Consider the following 15456-nt stretch of genomic DNA (forward strand, 5'->3'; position numbering starts at 1 on the left):
CATGAGCGTCAATATCCTGATGCTGCACGGCATCAACCACAACATGTTCGGCAAACGTGACCCACGCCAGTACGGCACGGCCACGCTGGCAGACATCGATCAGGCCTTGCAGGCGCTGGGTGAGGAACTCGGCGCGCGCATCGAGAGCTTCCAGAGCAACTACGAAGGGGCGATGTGCGAGCGTATTCACCAGGCCTACGAAGAGCGGGTCGATGCGGTGCTGATCAATGCCGGGGCCTGGACCCACTACAGCTACGGCATTCGCGATGCGCTGGCGATTCTGGAAGTGCCGGTAGTGGAAGTGCACATGTCGAACATCCATGCCCGCGAGGCGTTCCGGCATCACTCGGTATTCGCCGAAGTGGTGCGCGGGCAGATCTGTGGATTTGGTGTCGACACCTATCTGCTGGCCTTGCGTGCGGCGATGGGCATGCTCTGATTGACGCTGGCCTGCTAGCGCTTTTATCAACGCCAGAACGCCGGGCGCGGGGCAGCTGGGGCATACTGGGATATTTTCCAGGCGATCGGCACTGATCGCCGTTGAGGGCAAGGCATGCTGGCTTCGTTGTTCGCTGTTCTGGCACCGGTGTTTATCGTCGCGGGCATTGGCTACGGCTGGGCCCGCAGCGGTATCGACTACCCCACCGAATTCATCGCCCGGCTGGTGATGAACATCGGCACCCCAGCCTTGGTGCTGTCGACCTTGAGCCGGACCAAACTGGACCAGTCGGCCTTTACCAATATGGCGTTGGCCTGCGTGCTGTGCATGGCTGGCATGGCCTTGGTCGGGCTGCTGGTCAGTCGCTTGTCTGGCCTGCACTGGCGCGTCTTGTTGCCGGCGTTCATGTATCCCAACACCGGCAACATGGGCCTGCCAATCAGCCTGTACGCCTTTGGCGAGCATGGCCTGGCGCTGGCGGTGGCGTTCTTTCTGACCTTGTCGATCTTCCAGTTCACCGTGGGCATTGCCGTGGCTGGCGGCGCCAGCTCGTTCAAGGCGCTGCTGCGCAACCCGATCGTGATCAGTCTGGCGGGGGCCATGCCGATCATCTTTCTGCAATGGGAATTGCCCAAGTGGCTGGCCAATACTGTCAATCTGCTGGGCGGCATGACCATCCCGTTGATGCTGCTGACCCTGGGCGTGTCGCTGGCCAGCATCCGCCTGCAGCAGGTCGGCAAGGGCATGCTGCTGGGCGGCCTGCGGATCGTTCTGGGTGGCGCGGTTGGCTGGGCAGTGGGTGAGCTGCTTGACCTGGAAACCATGGCCAAGGCCATCCTGGTGTTGCAATCGTCGATGCCGGTGGCAGTGTTCAACTACCTGCTAGCCGTGCGCGCCAAGCGCTCACCTGAAGAGGTCGCCAACCTGGTGATGTGCTCGACGATCCTGTCGTTCGTCTGGTTGCCGCTGGTGCTGGCCTGGTGGCTGTGACCCGCAGCCTAGTCGCTTGAATGCTCGGCGCGGGTATCGATGCCGACCACCACCGACATCCCCGGGCGCAGACGCTTGGCGTCGGGCTGGTCCGGGTCGACGGTGATCCGCACCGGGATCCGTTGCGCGATCTTGACGAAGTTGCCGGTGGCGTTGTCGGCTTGCAGCAAGGCGAACTCCGAGCCGGTCGCGGGTGAGATCTGCTGCACGTGGCCGCGCAGTTTCAAGTGATCGAGCGCATCGACGCTGAAGGTCACCGGCTGGCCAATGCGTACCTTGGCCATCTGGGTTTCCTTCATGTTGGCGATGATCCAGTGGTTGTCCGGCACCAGCGGCATCAACTGCGCACCTGAATTGACATAAGCACCCAGGCGCGTGCCGATCTGGCCGAGCTGGCCATCGCGCGGTGCGGTGACCCGGGTGTTGTCCAGGTCGATGCGGGCCAGCTCGACCGCGGCCTTGGCGTTTTCTACCGAGGCTTCCAGCGAGGCGCGGTTGACGATCACCGTCTCTACGTCCTGGCGCGCGATCTCCAGCGCGGCCTTGGCCTGGGCCAGGCTTGCCACTGATGCTGCATGATTGGCGCGGCTGACATCCAGCTCGCGGCGCGATATCGAACCGTCGCTGACCAGCGCCTGATTGCGGCGCAGGTCAGCCTGGCTCTTGTCGGCCTGGGCGGCAGCATCGGTGATCGCCGCCTGGCGCTGGACGATGGTCGCCTCGGCGCTCTTGCGCTGCTGCAGGTTGTTGGCCAGCGCGGCCTGCTGTTGCTGTAATTGCGCAATGGCCTGGGCCAGGCGCTGGGTGTAGATGCGGTCATCAAGGCGCACCAGCAGGTCGCCGGCCTTGACGTACTGGAAGTCCTGCACCGGCACTTCGACGACATAGCCGGACAGCTGCGGGCCGATCAGCGTGACCTGGCCACGCACCAGCGCGTTTTCGGTGCTCTCGATATCGCTGCCAAATGGCGGCAGTTGCCAGGCGTACAACACCAGCAGGATGCCGGCCAGGGCCACGCCGGCAAAGGTCAGCACAGACAATACCCGCACTCGTCGCGAGCCGCCGGGGTTGCTCGGCTGCGTGGGCGGGGTCTGACCTTCCGGAGTTTCGGCAATGGCGTTGGTAGAGGTGATCGGTGTTTCTTCATTCATTGATTCGAAGCGCCGCGGGTTGAGTCGGAAAGGGCCGCCTGGCGGGTCGTGTGCCAGACCCACAGGCTGCGCAGCGAAATCCAGAGCATGGTCAGTATGGCAATCCCGGCGATCAGCAGGAATACATCGTTGTAAGCCAGCACGTTGGCTTCGCGGGTGGCGGCATTGGCCAACAAGCGGGTGCCGACTTCAGTGCGCAGGGCCGGGTCGGCAATGACTCCAGCATAGCTGCCGCCACCGCTTTGGACCCGAGCGTTGACCAGGGGTTCGAGGCGGCTCAGCTGTTCGCTGAGGTTGCTCGAGTGGAATTTCTCGCGCACGGTCTGGAAGGTGCCGAGCAAGGCCGCGCCAAGCAAGCCGCCGAGGTTGTTGCAGATCCCGAACAGCACCGAAAAGCTGACCAGGTTGCGCGGGTTGGCGCGCACGTGGCCGATGCCCAACGCCATCGATGGGCCGAGGAAGAAGGTGCTGCCAAACGCCAGCATGAACTGGCTCAGGTACATCTGCGCTGGCCGGGTCAGGTTGCTCGAGCTGCTGTCCATGTAGGCGCCGACAGCCATCAGCGCCAGCGAGCCGAACAGCGGCAGCACCAGGTGCTTGGGGTTGATGGTCAGGGCACTGGTGACCAGCCCGGCCACGGCGCCCAGCAGCATCACCCCATACAGGCTGCGCAGCTGCTCGGTGCCCAGGTTGAGCGTTTGCAGAAAGCCCACCGCGCCGGTCGATTGCTCGGAGGTGACCATGCGGATCAGGATCACGCACAGTGCCAGGCGGATCACCGCGGCGCTGCTCAGCCAGCGGGTCATCAACAACGGGTTGCTGCGGTTGTGCTCGATCGCCAGCCCGGCGCAGATCAAACCGATCGAGGCCGCCAGCGCCATGCCGATCCACGGCGTGTCCAGCCACCATTCGATGCGCCCCAGCGACAGCGCGGCGCAGAGCAGCGCGGTGCCGCTGGCCATCAGGCCAAAAGTGAGAAAATCCAGCGGCTCGAAGGTCTTGAAACGGTCGCCGGGCGGCAACTTCAGCAGTAATACGCAGCCCAGCGCGGTCAGCGCCAGGCCCAGTTCGAACATGTACAAACCGCGCCATTCGGCAATCTGCAGCAGGTCTTCGGAGAAGATCCGCGCCAGCGGTATCGCCAGCTGCGAGGCACCCAGGCCGAGCACCATGGCTTTGAGTCGCCAACGCTCGGGAAAGGCCTGAATCATGTAGTACAGGCCCAGTGAGCTCAGCGCTGCGCCGACCATACCGTGGGCTGCGCGCACGGCGATTGCTGAGTTGATGTCGTTGACGAACAAGTGGGCGAAGGTGACCAGTGCATACAGCACCAGGAACACTTCGGTGAACGCGCGCAGGCCAAACTGCTGGCGAAACTTCACCAGCAGCAGATTCATCGACACGTTGGTCATCACGAACGCCGCCGGCAGCCAGGCCATTTCGGCGCTGGTGGCACCGAGCGCGCCTTGCAAAAAGGTCAGGTTGGCAGTCACCAGAGCATTGCCCAGGCCGCCGGTGATAGCCACCAGCAGGCCCACCGCGCCGTAGGCGAGGCGAGTCAGAGGTGGATGCAGCGGGGTCGACGGCGAGCCGGGAATGGTCGGCTTTTCGTGGGGGAGCCACTGGCGTGGGGCGTACTTGTCCATCGGAAGGGCTTGGCCTTGGTCTACTTGCGAAACTGTACGTCAGATCGGTCAAGCGGGTGAAGCTGCTGCAGCAATTTTAGCGCTGCTCAACTGGCCAGCAACTCAAGCTCTTGCGCGCGTTTGGCTTCGGTGACCGACAGCTCGCCCGGCAGTTCGACATTGTTTTTGCACGCGAGAATCTCGGCCATCACGCTCACGGCGATCTCGGCTGGGGTCTTGCTGCCAATATAGATGCCAATGGGGCCGTGTAATCGCTTGAGTGACGCCTCGGTTTCGCCAAAGTGCTCGATCAACCGCTCACGTCGTTGCTGGCTATTGCGCCGCGAGCCGATCGCGCCGATATAGAATGACGGGCCGTGCAGGGCTTCGAGCAGGGCCAGGTCATCCAGCTTGGGGTCGTGGCTCAGGGCCAGAATGCAGGTGCGCAGGTCCGGCACGAACGCCCGCACCACGTCATCCGGCATGCCCACCACCTGCTCGACACCGGCAACACTCCAGCCCGCCATGTGTTCCGGTCGCGGATCGCACACGGTGACCTTGAAACCATTGAACTGGGCCATGGTAGCCACATACTCGGCCAAAGCGCCGGCGCCGATCAGCAACATCCGGTAGCCAGGGCCAAGGGTGCTGACCATGCGCGCGCCGTCGAAGCTGAATTGCTCTGGGGTCGACGTGTGTTCCAGCGTCGCCGTGCCGCTGGCCAGATCCAGGCTGCGTCGGGCCAGGCCACCTGCATCCAGCCGCTCCAGCAGCAGGCCAAGGGCTTGATGGCACGGGTTGAATTCGAGCACCAACTCCAGGGTGCCGCCGCAGGGCAGGCCAAAGCGGTGGGCTTCATCGGCGCTGACGCCGTAGCACACCACCTGCGGCAAACCGTCGCTCACACCGCTGCCACCGTAGGCGCGGGTGTAGCGGTGGACCAGGTCATCTTCGATGCAGCCGCCGGAAACACTGCCGATCACCCGGCCGTCCTCGCGCAGGGCCATCATCGAGCCGACCGGGCGTGGCGACGAGCCCCAGGTGCGGGCAACGGTCGCCAGCAGCACCTGCTCGCCAGCCGCCAACCAGTCGCGGGCGGTGCGCAGGACCATCAGGTCAATGCTTTCCATCGGTGTTCCTTGATCTGTTTGTGCACTATGCAGTCATGCTCGCTGACGGTAATCGCCCAGCGAGCACTCCTGTCTTACTGAGCATCGCAGCATGCTTGAGGTTCCTTTCAACGCATCTGCAGGATGATCGGGCTGCTGCTGGCCGGGTCAGTGTGCTCGCGCAGCTTGGCCACGTCCTTGGCGGGCACTGCGGTGCCGGTGTTGCCCCAACTGCTGCGGACAAAGCTCAGTACCTCGGCGATTTGCTGATCGCTCAGCTGCTCGCGGAATGACGGCATGCGGTAGGCATCCGGTACGCCGGCGGCAACCACCCGTTGGGCACCGTTGAGGGTGATGTTGATGGCCGAGGCGTTGTGCTCGGCCAGCGCAGAGGTCGCTCCGGCCAGTGGCGGCATCCATTCAGCCTGGCCGCGGCCATCCAGCCCGTGGCAACTGGCGCAGGCGGTGACGTAGGTGTGCGCACCAGGTTTGTCCAGCTGCTGCGCTGCCGATACGGCTTGATATTGCCAAGGCGGGCCATCGCGTTTCGGGTCGCCCGGCAACGACTTGAGGTAGTGGGCGATCGCTGCCAGGTCTTCATCGCTCATGAACTGCGTCGAGTTGTTGAAGGCCTCGGTCATCGAGCCGTAGACCACCGCATGCTGGTTGCGCCCGGTCTTGAGGAAGCGGGCAATGTCGGCTTCGCTCCAGCGGCCCAGGCCGGTGTTGTGGTCATTGCGCAGGCTCGGCGCGTACCAGCCGTCGAGCAAGGCCCCGGAGACGAAGGTAGCGCCGCGCTCGCTCAGGGCTTTTTCATCAAAGGCGATGCCGCGTGGGGTATGGCAACTGCCGCAATGGCCGGGGCCCTGCACCAGGTAGGCGCCACGGTTCCACTGGGCATTCTGCTCAGGCTTGGCGGCGTAGGGTTCGGCCTCGGTGAACAGGCCGTTCCACAGTGCAATTGGCCAGCGCAGGCTCAACGGCCAGGGGATTTCCCCGGGCTTGTTGGGCTGGTTGGCTGCTTGCACGCCCTGCATGAAGAAGGCGTACAGCGCCTGCACGTCTTCGTCGCTGAGCTTGGAATAGGACGGGTATGGCATGGCTGGGTACAACCGGCGCCCGCCGGGCGCAACGCCGTGGCGCACGGCCTGGTCAAACTCGGCCAGACTGTATTTGCCAATGCCATGATCAGGGTCGGGAGTGATGTTGGTGGCGTAAATCGCCCCCAGCGGCGTCGCCATCTTCAGCCCGCCGGCAAACGGCGCGGCGTCCGGCAGGCTGTGGCAGGCCACGCAGTCGCTGAGGCGGGCGACGTACTCCCCGCGCTGGACCAAGGCCGGATCGGTGTTGCTCTGGGTTGTAGCGGTAAACGGCGAGGCCGGTTCGCGGGTGACGTACCAGGCCAGCAGGCCGGCCGCGATCAGGCACGGCACGGCCAACAGGGCCAAGGGTCTTGCAAGGCTTTTTCGAGTCATGTGCAGGTCGTCCTGGGCCAGCTTAGCTGAAGGTATAGCGTGACAGTGGCATGCTGCGGATGCGCTGGCCGGTCAGCTGCGCTACCGCATTGGCGACTGCCGGGGCGACCGCAGGCAAGGGTGGTTCGCCGATGCCGCCCATCTTCTCGCCACTTTCGACGATGCGTACATGCACTCTGGCCATGCGCGCCGCTGGCAGAATCGGATACAGGTCGTAATTGCGCGCGCGGGGCTTGCCATCGACATACACCGCTTCTTCGAGCAAGGCTTGCGACAGCCCCAGCGAGACCGCGCCGTTGACCTGAGCCTCGACGATGGCTGGGTTGACGATGCTGCCAGGGTCGATGGCCTGCCAGATGTCATGCACTTTGACCTGGCCGTTCTCGATCGAGACTTCAGCGATTACTGCTGCATGCGAGCCAAACGGTGAGGCCATGGCTACGCCGCGGGCACGCTTGCTGCCGTCTTCGGCGGTGAACGGGCCCCGTTTCCAGCCACCAGACAGATCGGCCACCGCCTTGAGCAGGGTGCTCAGGCGCTGGTTACCCTGCAGCAGGTGCATGCGCAGCGCATAGGGGTCCTGGCCGCCTTTGTCGGCCAGTTCGTCGAGGAACGCTTCATAGAAGAAGTCGTTCATCGAGTTGCCCACCGAGCGCCAGTAGCCGAGCATTGCCGGGCCCTTGACGTAGATCTGCGCGACGCGACGGTTGGCGATCGCGTACGACTTGCCGGACAAACCTTCGAGTGCCGTCGGGTCGCCTTTTTCCGCTGGGCTGCCGGCGATTGCTTCGGTCGGGCCTTCGGTAGCGCTGACAGCTTCGATTGCCACCGGCATGCCGTTGGCGTCCAGCCCGGCACGGAACTTGACCACCGCCATCGGCCGTAGCACGTCGCGGACAAATTCTTCTTCGCGGCTCCAGATCAATTTGATCGGGCGGCCGACGGCCTTGGCCAGGGCGATTGCTTGCGGATAGGGGTTGGCGCTGTCGTAAAGGAAATGCCGGCCAAAGAACCCTCCGAGCAGCGGCGAGTGCAGGGTGATCTGCGCAAGATCGAGGCCGGTGCGCTTGGCGATGTCGGCGCGGAACATGTCGGGTGCCTGGTTCGGCAGCCAGACTTCGAGCGAGCCATCGTCGTTGTAGCGAGCCAGTGCAGAAGGTGGCTCCAGCTGCGCGTGGTTGACGAACTGATTGTGGTAAGTGGCCTCGACCTTGGTCTTGGCGCCGTCCAGGGCTTTACTGAAATCGCCTTCAAGCTCTTCTTCGCGCTGCGGCCCGGTCTGCGCCGCCAGGTGCTCGCGGAAGCCGTCGCTGGAGAAGTCTGCCGGCATCGGCCGCACCTTGGAGTCCGCAGTCGGCTCCTGCCATTGCACCTGCAGCGCTTCGGCAGCGCGCTTGGCGTGCCACCAGCGCTCGGCAACCACTGCCACTGCGCCCGGCAGCTGATGCACCGAGTGCACGCCCTTCATGGCCTTGACCTGCGCCTCGTTGCGCACACCAGCTACGGTCATGCCCAGGCGTGGCGCGTGCTGCACGGCGGCGTGGAGCATGCCGTCGACTTTCAGGTCGATGGCGTAGACCGCCTTGCCGGTGGATTTGTCGTAGGCGTCGACACGCTTGACCGGCTTGCCGATCCAGCGGAACTGGCTCGGGTCGCGCAAGGTAATGCTGTCCGGATCGGGCACCGGCAGGTCCATGGCCGCGCCGGCCAGCTCACCGTAGCTCAGCGAACGGCCGGAGCTGGCGTGAATGACCCGACCCGGCTCGGTGCTCAGCTCACTGACCGGTACGCCCAGCTTGGTGCTGGCGGCCTGTACCAGCATGGCCCGGCCGAGGGCGCCCAGGCGCCGCATGACCGGGTAGCTCAGGCGCACCGACATGCTCCCGCCGGTAATCCGCATGCCGTTTTCCAGCACTACGTAGGCTTCACCGGGCGGCGCGGCTTCGACCAGGAAGGTGGCAGGATCGGCATCCAGCTCCTCGCCGACAATTTGCGCCATCGCCGTGAAGGTGCCTTGGCCGCCTTCCATGAACGGGCTGAGCAGGCGGATGCTGTTGTCCGGGCGGATTTCCAGGAACGCCGGCACCTGAGTGCCCAGCGCTGGGGTTGCCGCAGCAGCGGCTTGTACCCGCGAAGTGCCTAGCGGCAGGCCAAAACCCAGCACCAGAGCGCCAATGGCGCTGCCGGCGAGAAAGCGCCGGCGCGACAGGTTGACCGGTTGATCGAGCGCGAGCAGATCGGCGGGGTAGACGACAGGCTTGGTCATACCACGTCCTCCTGCTTGGCCAGTGCATGCACGGCGTCATGGATCGCGTTGTAGGTACCGCAGCGGCAGAGGTTGATCATCGCCGCAGAAATCTGCTCATCGCTGGGCTTGGGGGTGTGCTTGAGCAGGGCAGTGGCGGCCATGACCTGGCCGGACTGGCAGTAGCCGCACTGTGCGACTTGTTTGTCGACCCAGGCAGCGACCACGCGCTTGCCGACAGCGTCGGCCTCGACGGCTTCGATGGTGGTGATCTCACGCCCGACCACGCCGGCAATCGGCGTCACGCAGGCGCGCACCACATTGCCGTCGACCAGCACTGAACAGGCGCCGCATTGGGCCAGGCCGCAGCCGTATTTGGTGCCGGTCATGCCCAGGTCATCACGGATTACCCACAGCAGTGGAGTATCCGCGTCGGCATCGACCTCGTAGGTCTTTTGGTTGATTCGAAGCTGCATGGCTCACCCGTAATCAGTCGGTTGGATGGATCTTTAGTTTTTATCAGGCCGCCAATGCCCCAGGCCCTGCGCACCCCATGCGGAAAAACTAGCACAAGGTGGTCAAGGCGCAGCCGGCGGCTGCTCAAGCGGTCGGCGGTGTTGCTCATTTGATTCAGTTCAGGCGCAGTGTTTCGATCACGACCTGCATGGCGCGTGAGGTCTCGCGCTGCGCCGAGTAATACAAGTGGTAGCCAGGAAAGCTGCGCCACCACGTTTCAAGCACGGGCACAGCCCGGCCAGCCGCCAGATGGGTGGCAGCCAGATCGTGTGGGACATAGGCCAGACCATGGCCGTCGAGGGCGGCATTGAGCACCTGGTAGATGCCGTTGAACACCAGCCGGCCCTCGACCCGCACGCTGATTTCGCGCTCACCGTGCTTGAGCTCCCAGGCATACAGGTTGCCCTGGGTTGGCAGGCGCAGGTTGATGCAGGCGTGTTGGCTGAGTTGCTCCGGGGTTTCTGGCATATGCCGTTCGGCGAAATAAGCGGGCGCAGCGATGATTGCCAGGCGCATGTCCGGGCTGATGCACACCGAGCGGATGTCCTTGCCCAGGCTGTCCCCCAGGCGTACGCCAAAGTCAAACCGGCCCTGGACGATATCGGAGAAGGCGTAATCGCTGTGCAGCTCCAGGTTCAAGCGCGGGTAGCGCGCCAGCAGGCTTTGCAATTTTGGCCAGAGCAAGCTGTCGATGGCATGGTCGCTGGCGGTGATGCGCACGGTGCCGCTGGGCATGTCGCCGAGTTCGACGACCGCGTGCAGTTGTGCTTCGATCAGCTCAAGGCGCGGTGCCACCTCGGCGATCAAGCGTTCGCCTGCCTCGGTAACCGAGACGCTGCGCGTTGTGCGCGTCAGCAGGCGCACACCGAGGCGCGTTTCCAGGTCGCGGATGGTGTGGCTGAGCATCGATTGCGACATGGCCAGCTGTGCTGCGGCGCGGGTGAAGCTGCGCTCGCGGGCAACAACGATCAACGCCTGAAGTTGGCTGTAGTGCTCTCTGGCCATTGCAGCAGTCCTGAAATCCAGTGGTGTGCGCTAATAATTGGCGCAGAGACGACACTGTAGGCGGGATGGGCGGCACTAGAAACCTGCATAAACTGCATGCAGCTATGAGCTTGGTTGATAAATACCGGTGCAGCGTGCGTGGCTGGAGCACGTTTGGCGAGCCGGGCAGGGTAATTGACTAGACGCGCAGTGCCGCAATCAGCAGGGCCATCGCCCCTGACGGTTGCCGTCGGCTGGGGTAATAAAGGTGTAAGCCGGGCCACACCGGGCTGAAGTCTTCGAGCATCTGCAGCAGCTTCCCGGACTGCACATGCTGCTCGACCAGTTCCGCAGGCAGATAGGCGACGCCAAGCCCGGCCAGGACGGCTTCCACGGCGTCGGAGGTGTTGTTGAAGATCAGTTGCCCGTCCACACGCAGATTGACTTCGCGGCCATCGACTGCAAATTCCCACGCCCATAAATTGCCCCGCGTCGGCAGGCGCAGGTTGATGCAGTTGTGCTGCAACAGGTCGCTTGGCGTATGCGCCATACCGTGATGCTGCAGGTAAGCCGGGGTAGCGACAACTGCATAGGGCGCATCCGCAGCGATGCGCACGGCGATCATATCCTGCGCCACTGCCTCGCCGAGCCTGACCCCGGCATCGAAACGTTCGGCAACAATGTCGACAAAGCCGCTGTTGGTCGACAGCTCGACCTTGATCCCTGGATGTGCCGGCAAAAACAGCTTGAGCTTGGTCATCAGCACCGCCCGCACGGCGTGATCGGAGGCGGTGATGCGGATCGTGCCGGTAGGGCTGTTGCTCAACTCGGTCAGCGCCTGCAACTGCATATCGATGGCCTCGAATTGCGGTGCGACGTTAGCCAGCAGTTGCTCGCCGGCCTCTGTCACCATCACGTTGCGCGAGTTGCGTGACAGCAGGCTGACGCCCAGGCGGGCTTCCAGGGCGCGTACGGCGTGGCTGACGGCTGTCTGTGACACACCCAGCCGCGCTGCCGCTTTGGTGAAACTGCGCGCGTGCGCGACGGCAAAGAACACACTCAGGCCGGAGAACGCATCGCGCAAAGTCTTGGGGTCCATGGAGGGCACTTCACTGGAGAACTGTCGGGCAAACTACAGGGATGGTCTGACGATGAACAGCGTCCTGATCGAGCGCTGGAGTGAGCAGATAGGGCTAGGCGCTGCCTATAAGAGGCATGACGATTCAGGCCGCTGGTTTCGCTCGTTTGGCAATGAGAGATCACTTGGCGGCCCCAAGATCAGCGTTGCTGGCGTTGCTCCAGACGCTGGGCGAACTGGCCAATCACTTCAACCACCCGCTGCGCACCGTGCTGAATATCCTCGATCACCGCGCCAGCCTTGTGCGCCAGCTCAACACCTTGCTCGGTCTTCAGCGTACTCGCCTGCATGCTCGCCACAGCCTGGCGGGCCAGTTCGCGGTTCTTGCCGACCACTTCACTGATCGCCACGGTGGCCTTGCTGGTGCGTTGCGCCAGGTTGCGCACCTCATCGGCGACCACGGCAAAGCCGCGGCCTTGGTCGCCGGCGCGGGCGGCTTCGATTGCCGCGTTGAGGGCCAGCAGGTTGGTCTGCTCGGCGATGCTGCGGATAGCATCGACAATGGTGCCGATCTGCTCGGACTGCTCACTCAGCGCACTGATCGCCTGGCCCATCTGCGTGAGCTCGTCGGCAATGCTCTGCACCATGTTTACGGTCTGTTGCACCACTGCAGAACCCTGCTGGGTACACTCATCGGTGTGCTGCGACGTCTCGAAGGCCACCAGTGCAGCTTGCGATTCGGCCTCGCGCTGCTCGATCTCAGAAGTGATATCACTGGCAAACTTGACGACGCCATAGAGCTTGCCGTGCTCGTCATACAGCGGGTTGTAGGTAGCCTGCAGCCAGACCGTGGCGCCGCGACTGTCCAGGCGCGGGAATTGGCCTGCCTTGAACGTGCCACGATTCAGCGCTGCCCAGAACTCGCGATAGGCGTCACTTTTCGCTTCGCTGGCAGAGCAGAACATCTGGTGATGCTGACCGCGTATCTGATCCAGGCGATAGCCCATGACCTCGAGGAAGTTGGCGTTGGCATTGATCACGCGCCCGTCGAGAGCAAACTCGATGACGGCCATCGAACGTTCAATGGCGTTGATGAAGCTGGCCTGTCCCTTGGCGTGCTGCTGGGCTACACCATGCTCGTCCTGAAGCGTGGCGACGGTCTTGCGCAGCGCAGCCACTTCGGCCTCGAGCGCGGCTTGACGGGTGTGTTCCGCATGCAACAACTGCTGGTGGGTGCTGGCGCGGATGAGCATGGCGGCGGGCCTCGGGGACAAAATCTGCGTGTTGGCACGGTGCCCACACAGGAGGTGCCATTAAGCCACCACCGCTAATATTTGTACAAATATTTATTGTTGTACAAGTATGAGAACTTAAGTGCCCCGTTCGCGGTCAGGCTCACTTCCAGCCCAGCAGCCACCGGGTGGAGTCGCGCAGTTCCTGCCAGTCGAACACTTCACTGCGCCCGGTCAGCACCGCCTGCAGCTCGACTTGCAGCGGCGTGCCTTCGTCATCACACAGCAATTGTGTGACGATGAAGTGCTTCTCGCGGTTTTGCGGCGCGCGTGCTGTCCATTTCGACAGCGCCAGTTTGCGGGGGTTGAACCTGTTCATAAGAGCTCCATGCGCGGTGGCTGCTGATATCTTTGCGTCTAGGCTATAGACTTATACACGCATTGCGGATTGTACAAGAATCGCCATTTTGTCACAGGGAGCTCCCACATGACCGACGCTACCCGTACTACCTCGATCACCTTGCAGCAGTTGCGCAGTCTTGCTGATGCGGATTCAGTCGACGAGCTTGAGCTGCTGTCCCTGGAGGGCGGCATTTACCTGCTCAGGGTGCGTACCGCAACAGGCCTGCAGACTTTGGCCGGTGAGGGCGGCAGGCCGATGCACCTGCGCTCGTCGACGCACTTGCGCAGTTTGCTCGCGGGCTTCCCGGCAATGCGCTGTGTGCTCGTCCAGCATGTAGTCCACGATGAGATGTGCGGCCAGCGCGAAGGCCAGATCGAGCCATTGCGCCTGCCATTGTCACTGGAGCAGACGTGGTAGCCGCAAGTACTCCGCGACTGGGCCTGATACTCGGTGACCAGCTGTCATTCGACCTGAGTTCGATCCAGGCACTGGACCCGCAGCGTGACATCCTGCTGCTGGCTGAAGTGCAGGACGAGGCGAGCTACGTGCCGCATCATCCGCAAAAAATAATCATGATTTTCAGTGCGATGCGACACTTTGCTAAAGCTTTACGTGAGCATGGTTGGCAAGTGATTTATGTTGAACTCGATGCTTCCAGCAATACCCATAGCCTGCCCGGCGAAGTCCAACGCTGGCAGGCCGAGCTTGGTGCAAGCGAAGTGCACTTCACCGAATGCGGCGAGTGGCGCCTTGAGCAAGCGTTACGCAGTTGCCCGGTGGCTCAGGTGTGGCACCCTGACCGGCGCTTTCTCTGCTCGCGCCAGGCCTTCGCCGGCTGGGCGGCAGGCCGCGAGCAGCTGCGGATGGAGCAATTCTATCGGTCGATGCGCAAGCGCTGCCGGCTGCTGCTCGAAGACGATGGCAGCCCGCTGGGCGGCGCCTGGAACTTTGACCGCGACAACCGCAAGAGCCTGCCACGCACTCTGCGCGGGGCGTTCCCGGCGCGGTTCAGCCAAGACGCGATCACCCAAGCGGTGGTGGCGCTGGTGCGCGAGCGCTTTGCCAGCCACTACGGCAAGGTCGACGGCTTCGACTACCCAGTCGATCATGCCCAGGCGCAGGGGCTCTGGCAGCACTTTCTCGACTTCGGCCTGGCCGCCTTCGGTGATTATCAGGACGCCATGGCTGAAGGTGAGCCGTTTCTGTTCCATTCACGCATCAGCGCGGCGCTGAACATCGGCCTGCTGGATTTGCGCCAGCTGTGCAGCGATGTCGAAACCGCTTACCGCCAGGGCCGCGTGCCGCTGAACGCGGCCGAAGGCTACATCCGCCAACTGATCGGCTGGCGCGAGTACGTGCATGGCATCTATTGGCTGCGCATGCCGGAGTACGCCGAGCTCAATACCTTTGGCAACCAGCGTCCGCTGCCCGAGTTCTATTGGACCGGTAACACCGGCATGCGCTGCATGGCTCAGGCGATCGGGCAGACCCTCGAGCTGGGCTACGCACACCATATTCAACGGCTGATGATCACCGGCAACTTTGCCTTGCTCGCCGGCATCGCCCCGGCGCAGATCTGCGAGTGGTACCTGGCGGTATATCTGGACGCCTTCGAGTGGGTCGAGTTGCCCAACACGCTGGGCATGGTCATGCATGCCGACGGCGGCTACCTGGGCTCCAAACCCTATTGCGCCAGCGGCCGCTATATCCAGCGGATGTCCGACCACTGTGGCAACTGCGTTTATCAGGTCGAGCAGTCGCTGGGCGAGCAGGCTTGTCCGTTCAACTCGCTGTATTGGCACTTCCTCATGCGCCATGAACAGCAACTGGCGCTCAACCCGCGGCTGGCGCAGGTCTATCGCGGCCTGGCCGGGATGGACCCGCAACGCCGAGAAGCGCTTTGGCAGCGTGCTGAGACGCTGCTGGCCAGGCTCGACGCAGGAGAAACGCTTTGAAAAAAGCCCATCTGCCGCAAAAGGTCTGCCCGGTCTGCGGCTTGCCGTTCAGCTGGCGCAAGCGCTGGGAGCGGTGCTGGGATGAGGTGAAATATTGCTCTGAGCGCTGCCGCCGAGCGCGGCGCAGTGCCCCGGGCGAGGACACTCAGGCGGATTGCTGAGCGCCACGCTGGAACTGTTCGATTATCGAGCATGATCCGCTTTTGAGCGCTCAATTTTGGCTAAAAGGCGCCGAACGTAATGGGTAGTGCAGC

Annotated in this window: 15 protein-coding genes and 1 pseudogene; 5 read left to right on the plus strand and 11 right to left on the minus strand. The window is 63.3% G+C overall.

Features of this window, described 5'->3' with window-relative positions; genetic code table 11:
- Position 1: 1 nt before the first annotated feature.
- Positions 2–439 (plus strand): type II 3-dehydroquinate dehydratase, encoded by a 438-nt coding sequence (gene aroQ, locus AC58X1_RS02450; RefSeq protein WP_101319179.1) that lies wholly within the window; start codon positions 2–4, stop codon positions 437–439.
- A gap of 114 nt (positions 440–553) precedes the next feature.
- Positions 554–1429, plus strand: a complete 876-nt coding sequence (locus AC58X1_RS02455) for an AEC family transporter (protein WP_101319181.1) — start codon at positions 554–556, stop codon at positions 1427–1429.
- 8 nt (positions 1430–1437) lie between these two features.
- On the opposite strand, the gene AC58X1_RS02460 is transcribed toward AC58X1_RS02455, so the two are convergent.
- The 11 genes and pseudogenes from AC58X1_RS02460 to AC58X1_RS02510 form a co-directional block, all read right to left on the minus strand.
- Positions 1438–2580, minus strand: coding sequence for an HlyD family secretion protein (locus AC58X1_RS02460; protein WP_497428229.1), 1143 nt, complete (start codon positions 2578–2580; stop codon positions 1438–1440).
- On the minus strand, positions 2577–4226 hold the full coding sequence (locus tag AC58X1_RS02465; RefSeq protein ID WP_150569323.1) for an MFS transporter: 1650 nt from the start codon (positions 4224–4226) through the stop codon (positions 2577–2579). Before AC58X1_RS02465 ends, AC58X1_RS02460 begins: the two co-directional genes overlap by 4 nt.
- An 86-nt stretch (positions 4227–4312) precedes the next feature.
- Positions 4313–5335, minus strand: coding sequence for an XdhC family protein (locus AC58X1_RS02470; protein ID WP_259073892.1), 1023 nt, complete (start codon positions 5333–5335; stop codon positions 4313–4315).
- Positions 5336–5442: 107 nt separating this feature from the next.
- Positions 5443–6789, minus strand: a complete 1347-nt coding sequence (locus AC58X1_RS02475; RefSeq protein ID WP_150569321.1) for a c-type cytochrome — start codon at positions 6787–6789, stop codon at positions 5443–5445.
- 22 nt (positions 6790–6811) lie between these two features.
- On the minus strand, positions 6812–9055 hold the full coding sequence (locus tag AC58X1_RS02480; RefSeq protein WP_497428230.1) for a xanthine dehydrogenase family protein molybdopterin-binding subunit: 2244 nt from the start codon (positions 9053–9055) through the stop codon (positions 6812–6814).
- A complete protein-coding gene (locus AC58X1_RS02485) occupies positions 9052–9510 on the minus strand; it encodes a (2Fe-2S)-binding protein (RefSeq protein ID WP_497428231.1) in 459 nt (152 codons plus the stop codon). Before AC58X1_RS02485 ends, AC58X1_RS02480 begins: the two co-directional genes overlap by 4 nt.
- A gap of 154 nt (positions 9511–9664) precedes the next feature.
- Complete coding sequence (locus tag AC58X1_RS02490) at positions 9665–10555, minus strand: LysR family transcriptional regulator (protein WP_150569318.1); 891 nt, start codon at positions 10553–10555, stop codon at positions 9665–9667.
- 178 nt (positions 10556–10733) lie between these two features.
- The gene (locus AC58X1_RS02495) at positions 10734–11633 is read right to left on the minus strand and encodes a LysR family transcriptional regulator (protein ID WP_497428232.1); all 900 of its coding nucleotides are present in this window, start codon (positions 11631–11633) and stop codon (positions 10734–10736) included.
- A gap of 179 nt (positions 11634–11812) precedes the next feature.
- A complete protein-coding gene (locus AC58X1_RS02500) occupies positions 11813–12334 on the minus strand; it encodes a methyl-accepting chemotaxis protein (RefSeq protein WP_224785536.1) in 522 nt (173 codons plus the stop codon).
- Positions 12335–12364: 30 nt separating this feature from the next.
- Positions 12365–12865, minus strand: a pseudogene (locus AC58X1_RS02505) (PAS domain-containing protein); the annotation flags it as partial.
- A gap of 142 nt (positions 12866–13007) precedes the next feature.
- Entirely contained in the window at positions 13008–13223 is a 216-nt protein-coding gene (locus AC58X1_RS02510) for a TIGR02450 family Trp-rich protein (RefSeq protein WP_101319202.1), read from the minus strand.
- Positions 13224–13358: 135 nt separating this feature from the next.
- On the opposite strand from AC58X1_RS02510, the gene AC58X1_RS02515 reads away from it, so the two are divergent.
- From AC58X1_RS02515 to AC58X1_RS02525, 3 genes are read left to right on the plus strand one after another with little or no spacing between them, the layout of a single operon-like run.
- Positions 13359–13664, plus strand: a complete 306-nt coding sequence (locus AC58X1_RS02515; RefSeq protein ID WP_101323011.1) for a DUF6482 family protein — start codon at positions 13359–13361, stop codon at positions 13662–13664.
- Positions 13658–15202 (plus strand): cryptochrome/photolyase family protein, encoded by a 1545-nt coding sequence (locus AC58X1_RS02520; RefSeq protein WP_497428233.1) that lies wholly within the window; start codon positions 13658–13660, stop codon positions 15200–15202. The genes AC58X1_RS02515 and AC58X1_RS02520 overlap by 7 nt, the downstream gene beginning before the upstream one ends.
- A complete protein-coding gene (locus AC58X1_RS02525) occupies positions 15199–15363 on the plus strand; it encodes a DUF2256 domain-containing protein (RefSeq protein WP_150572617.1) in 165 nt (54 codons plus the stop codon). The genes AC58X1_RS02520 and AC58X1_RS02525 overlap by 4 nt, the downstream gene beginning before the upstream one ends.
- The last annotated feature ends 93 nt before the right edge of the window (positions 15364–15456 follow it).

Source organism: Pseudomonas sp. PGPR N4 (genome assembly GCF_059693665.1).

Coding starts and splice junctions, on each gene's coding strand:
- aroQ (WP_101319179.1), top strand. CDS start 2: ATGAGCGTCAATATCCTGATGCTGCACGGCATCAACCACAACATGTTC.
- AC58X1_RS02455 (WP_101319181.1), top strand. CDS start 554: ATGCTGGCTTCGTTGTTCGCTGTTCTGGCACCGGTGTTTATCGTCGCG.
- AC58X1_RS02460 (WP_497428229.1), bottom strand. CDS start 2,580: ATGAATGAAGAAACACCGATCACCTCTACCAACGCCATTGCCGAAACT.
- AC58X1_RS02465 (WP_150569323.1), bottom strand. CDS start 4,226: ATGGACAAGTACGCCCCACGCCAGTGGCTCCCCCACGAAAAGCCGACC.
- AC58X1_RS02470 (WP_259073892.1), bottom strand. CDS start 5,335: ATGGAAAGCATTGACCTGATGGTCCTGCGCACCGCCCGCGACTGGTTG.
- AC58X1_RS02475 (WP_150569321.1), bottom strand. CDS start 6,789: ATGACTCGAAAAAGCCTTGCAAGACCCTTGGCCCTGTTGGCCGTGCCG.
- AC58X1_RS02480 (WP_497428230.1), bottom strand. CDS start 9,055: ATGACCAAGCCTGTCGTCTACCCCGCCGATCTGCTCGCGCTCGATCAA.
- AC58X1_RS02485 (WP_497428231.1), bottom strand. CDS start 9,510: ATGCAGCTTCGAATCAACCAAAAGACCTACGAGGTCGATGCCGACGCG.
- AC58X1_RS02490 (WP_150569318.1), bottom strand. CDS start 10,555: ATGGCCAGAGAGCACTACAGCCAACTTCAGGCGTTGATCGTTGTTGCC.
- AC58X1_RS02495 (WP_497428232.1), bottom strand. CDS start 11,633: ATGGACCCCAAGACTTTGCGCGATGCGTTCTCCGGCCTGAGTGTGTTC.
- AC58X1_RS02510 (WP_101319202.1), bottom strand. CDS start 13,223: ATGAACAGGTTCAACCCCCGCAAACTGGCGCTGTCGAAATGGACAGCA.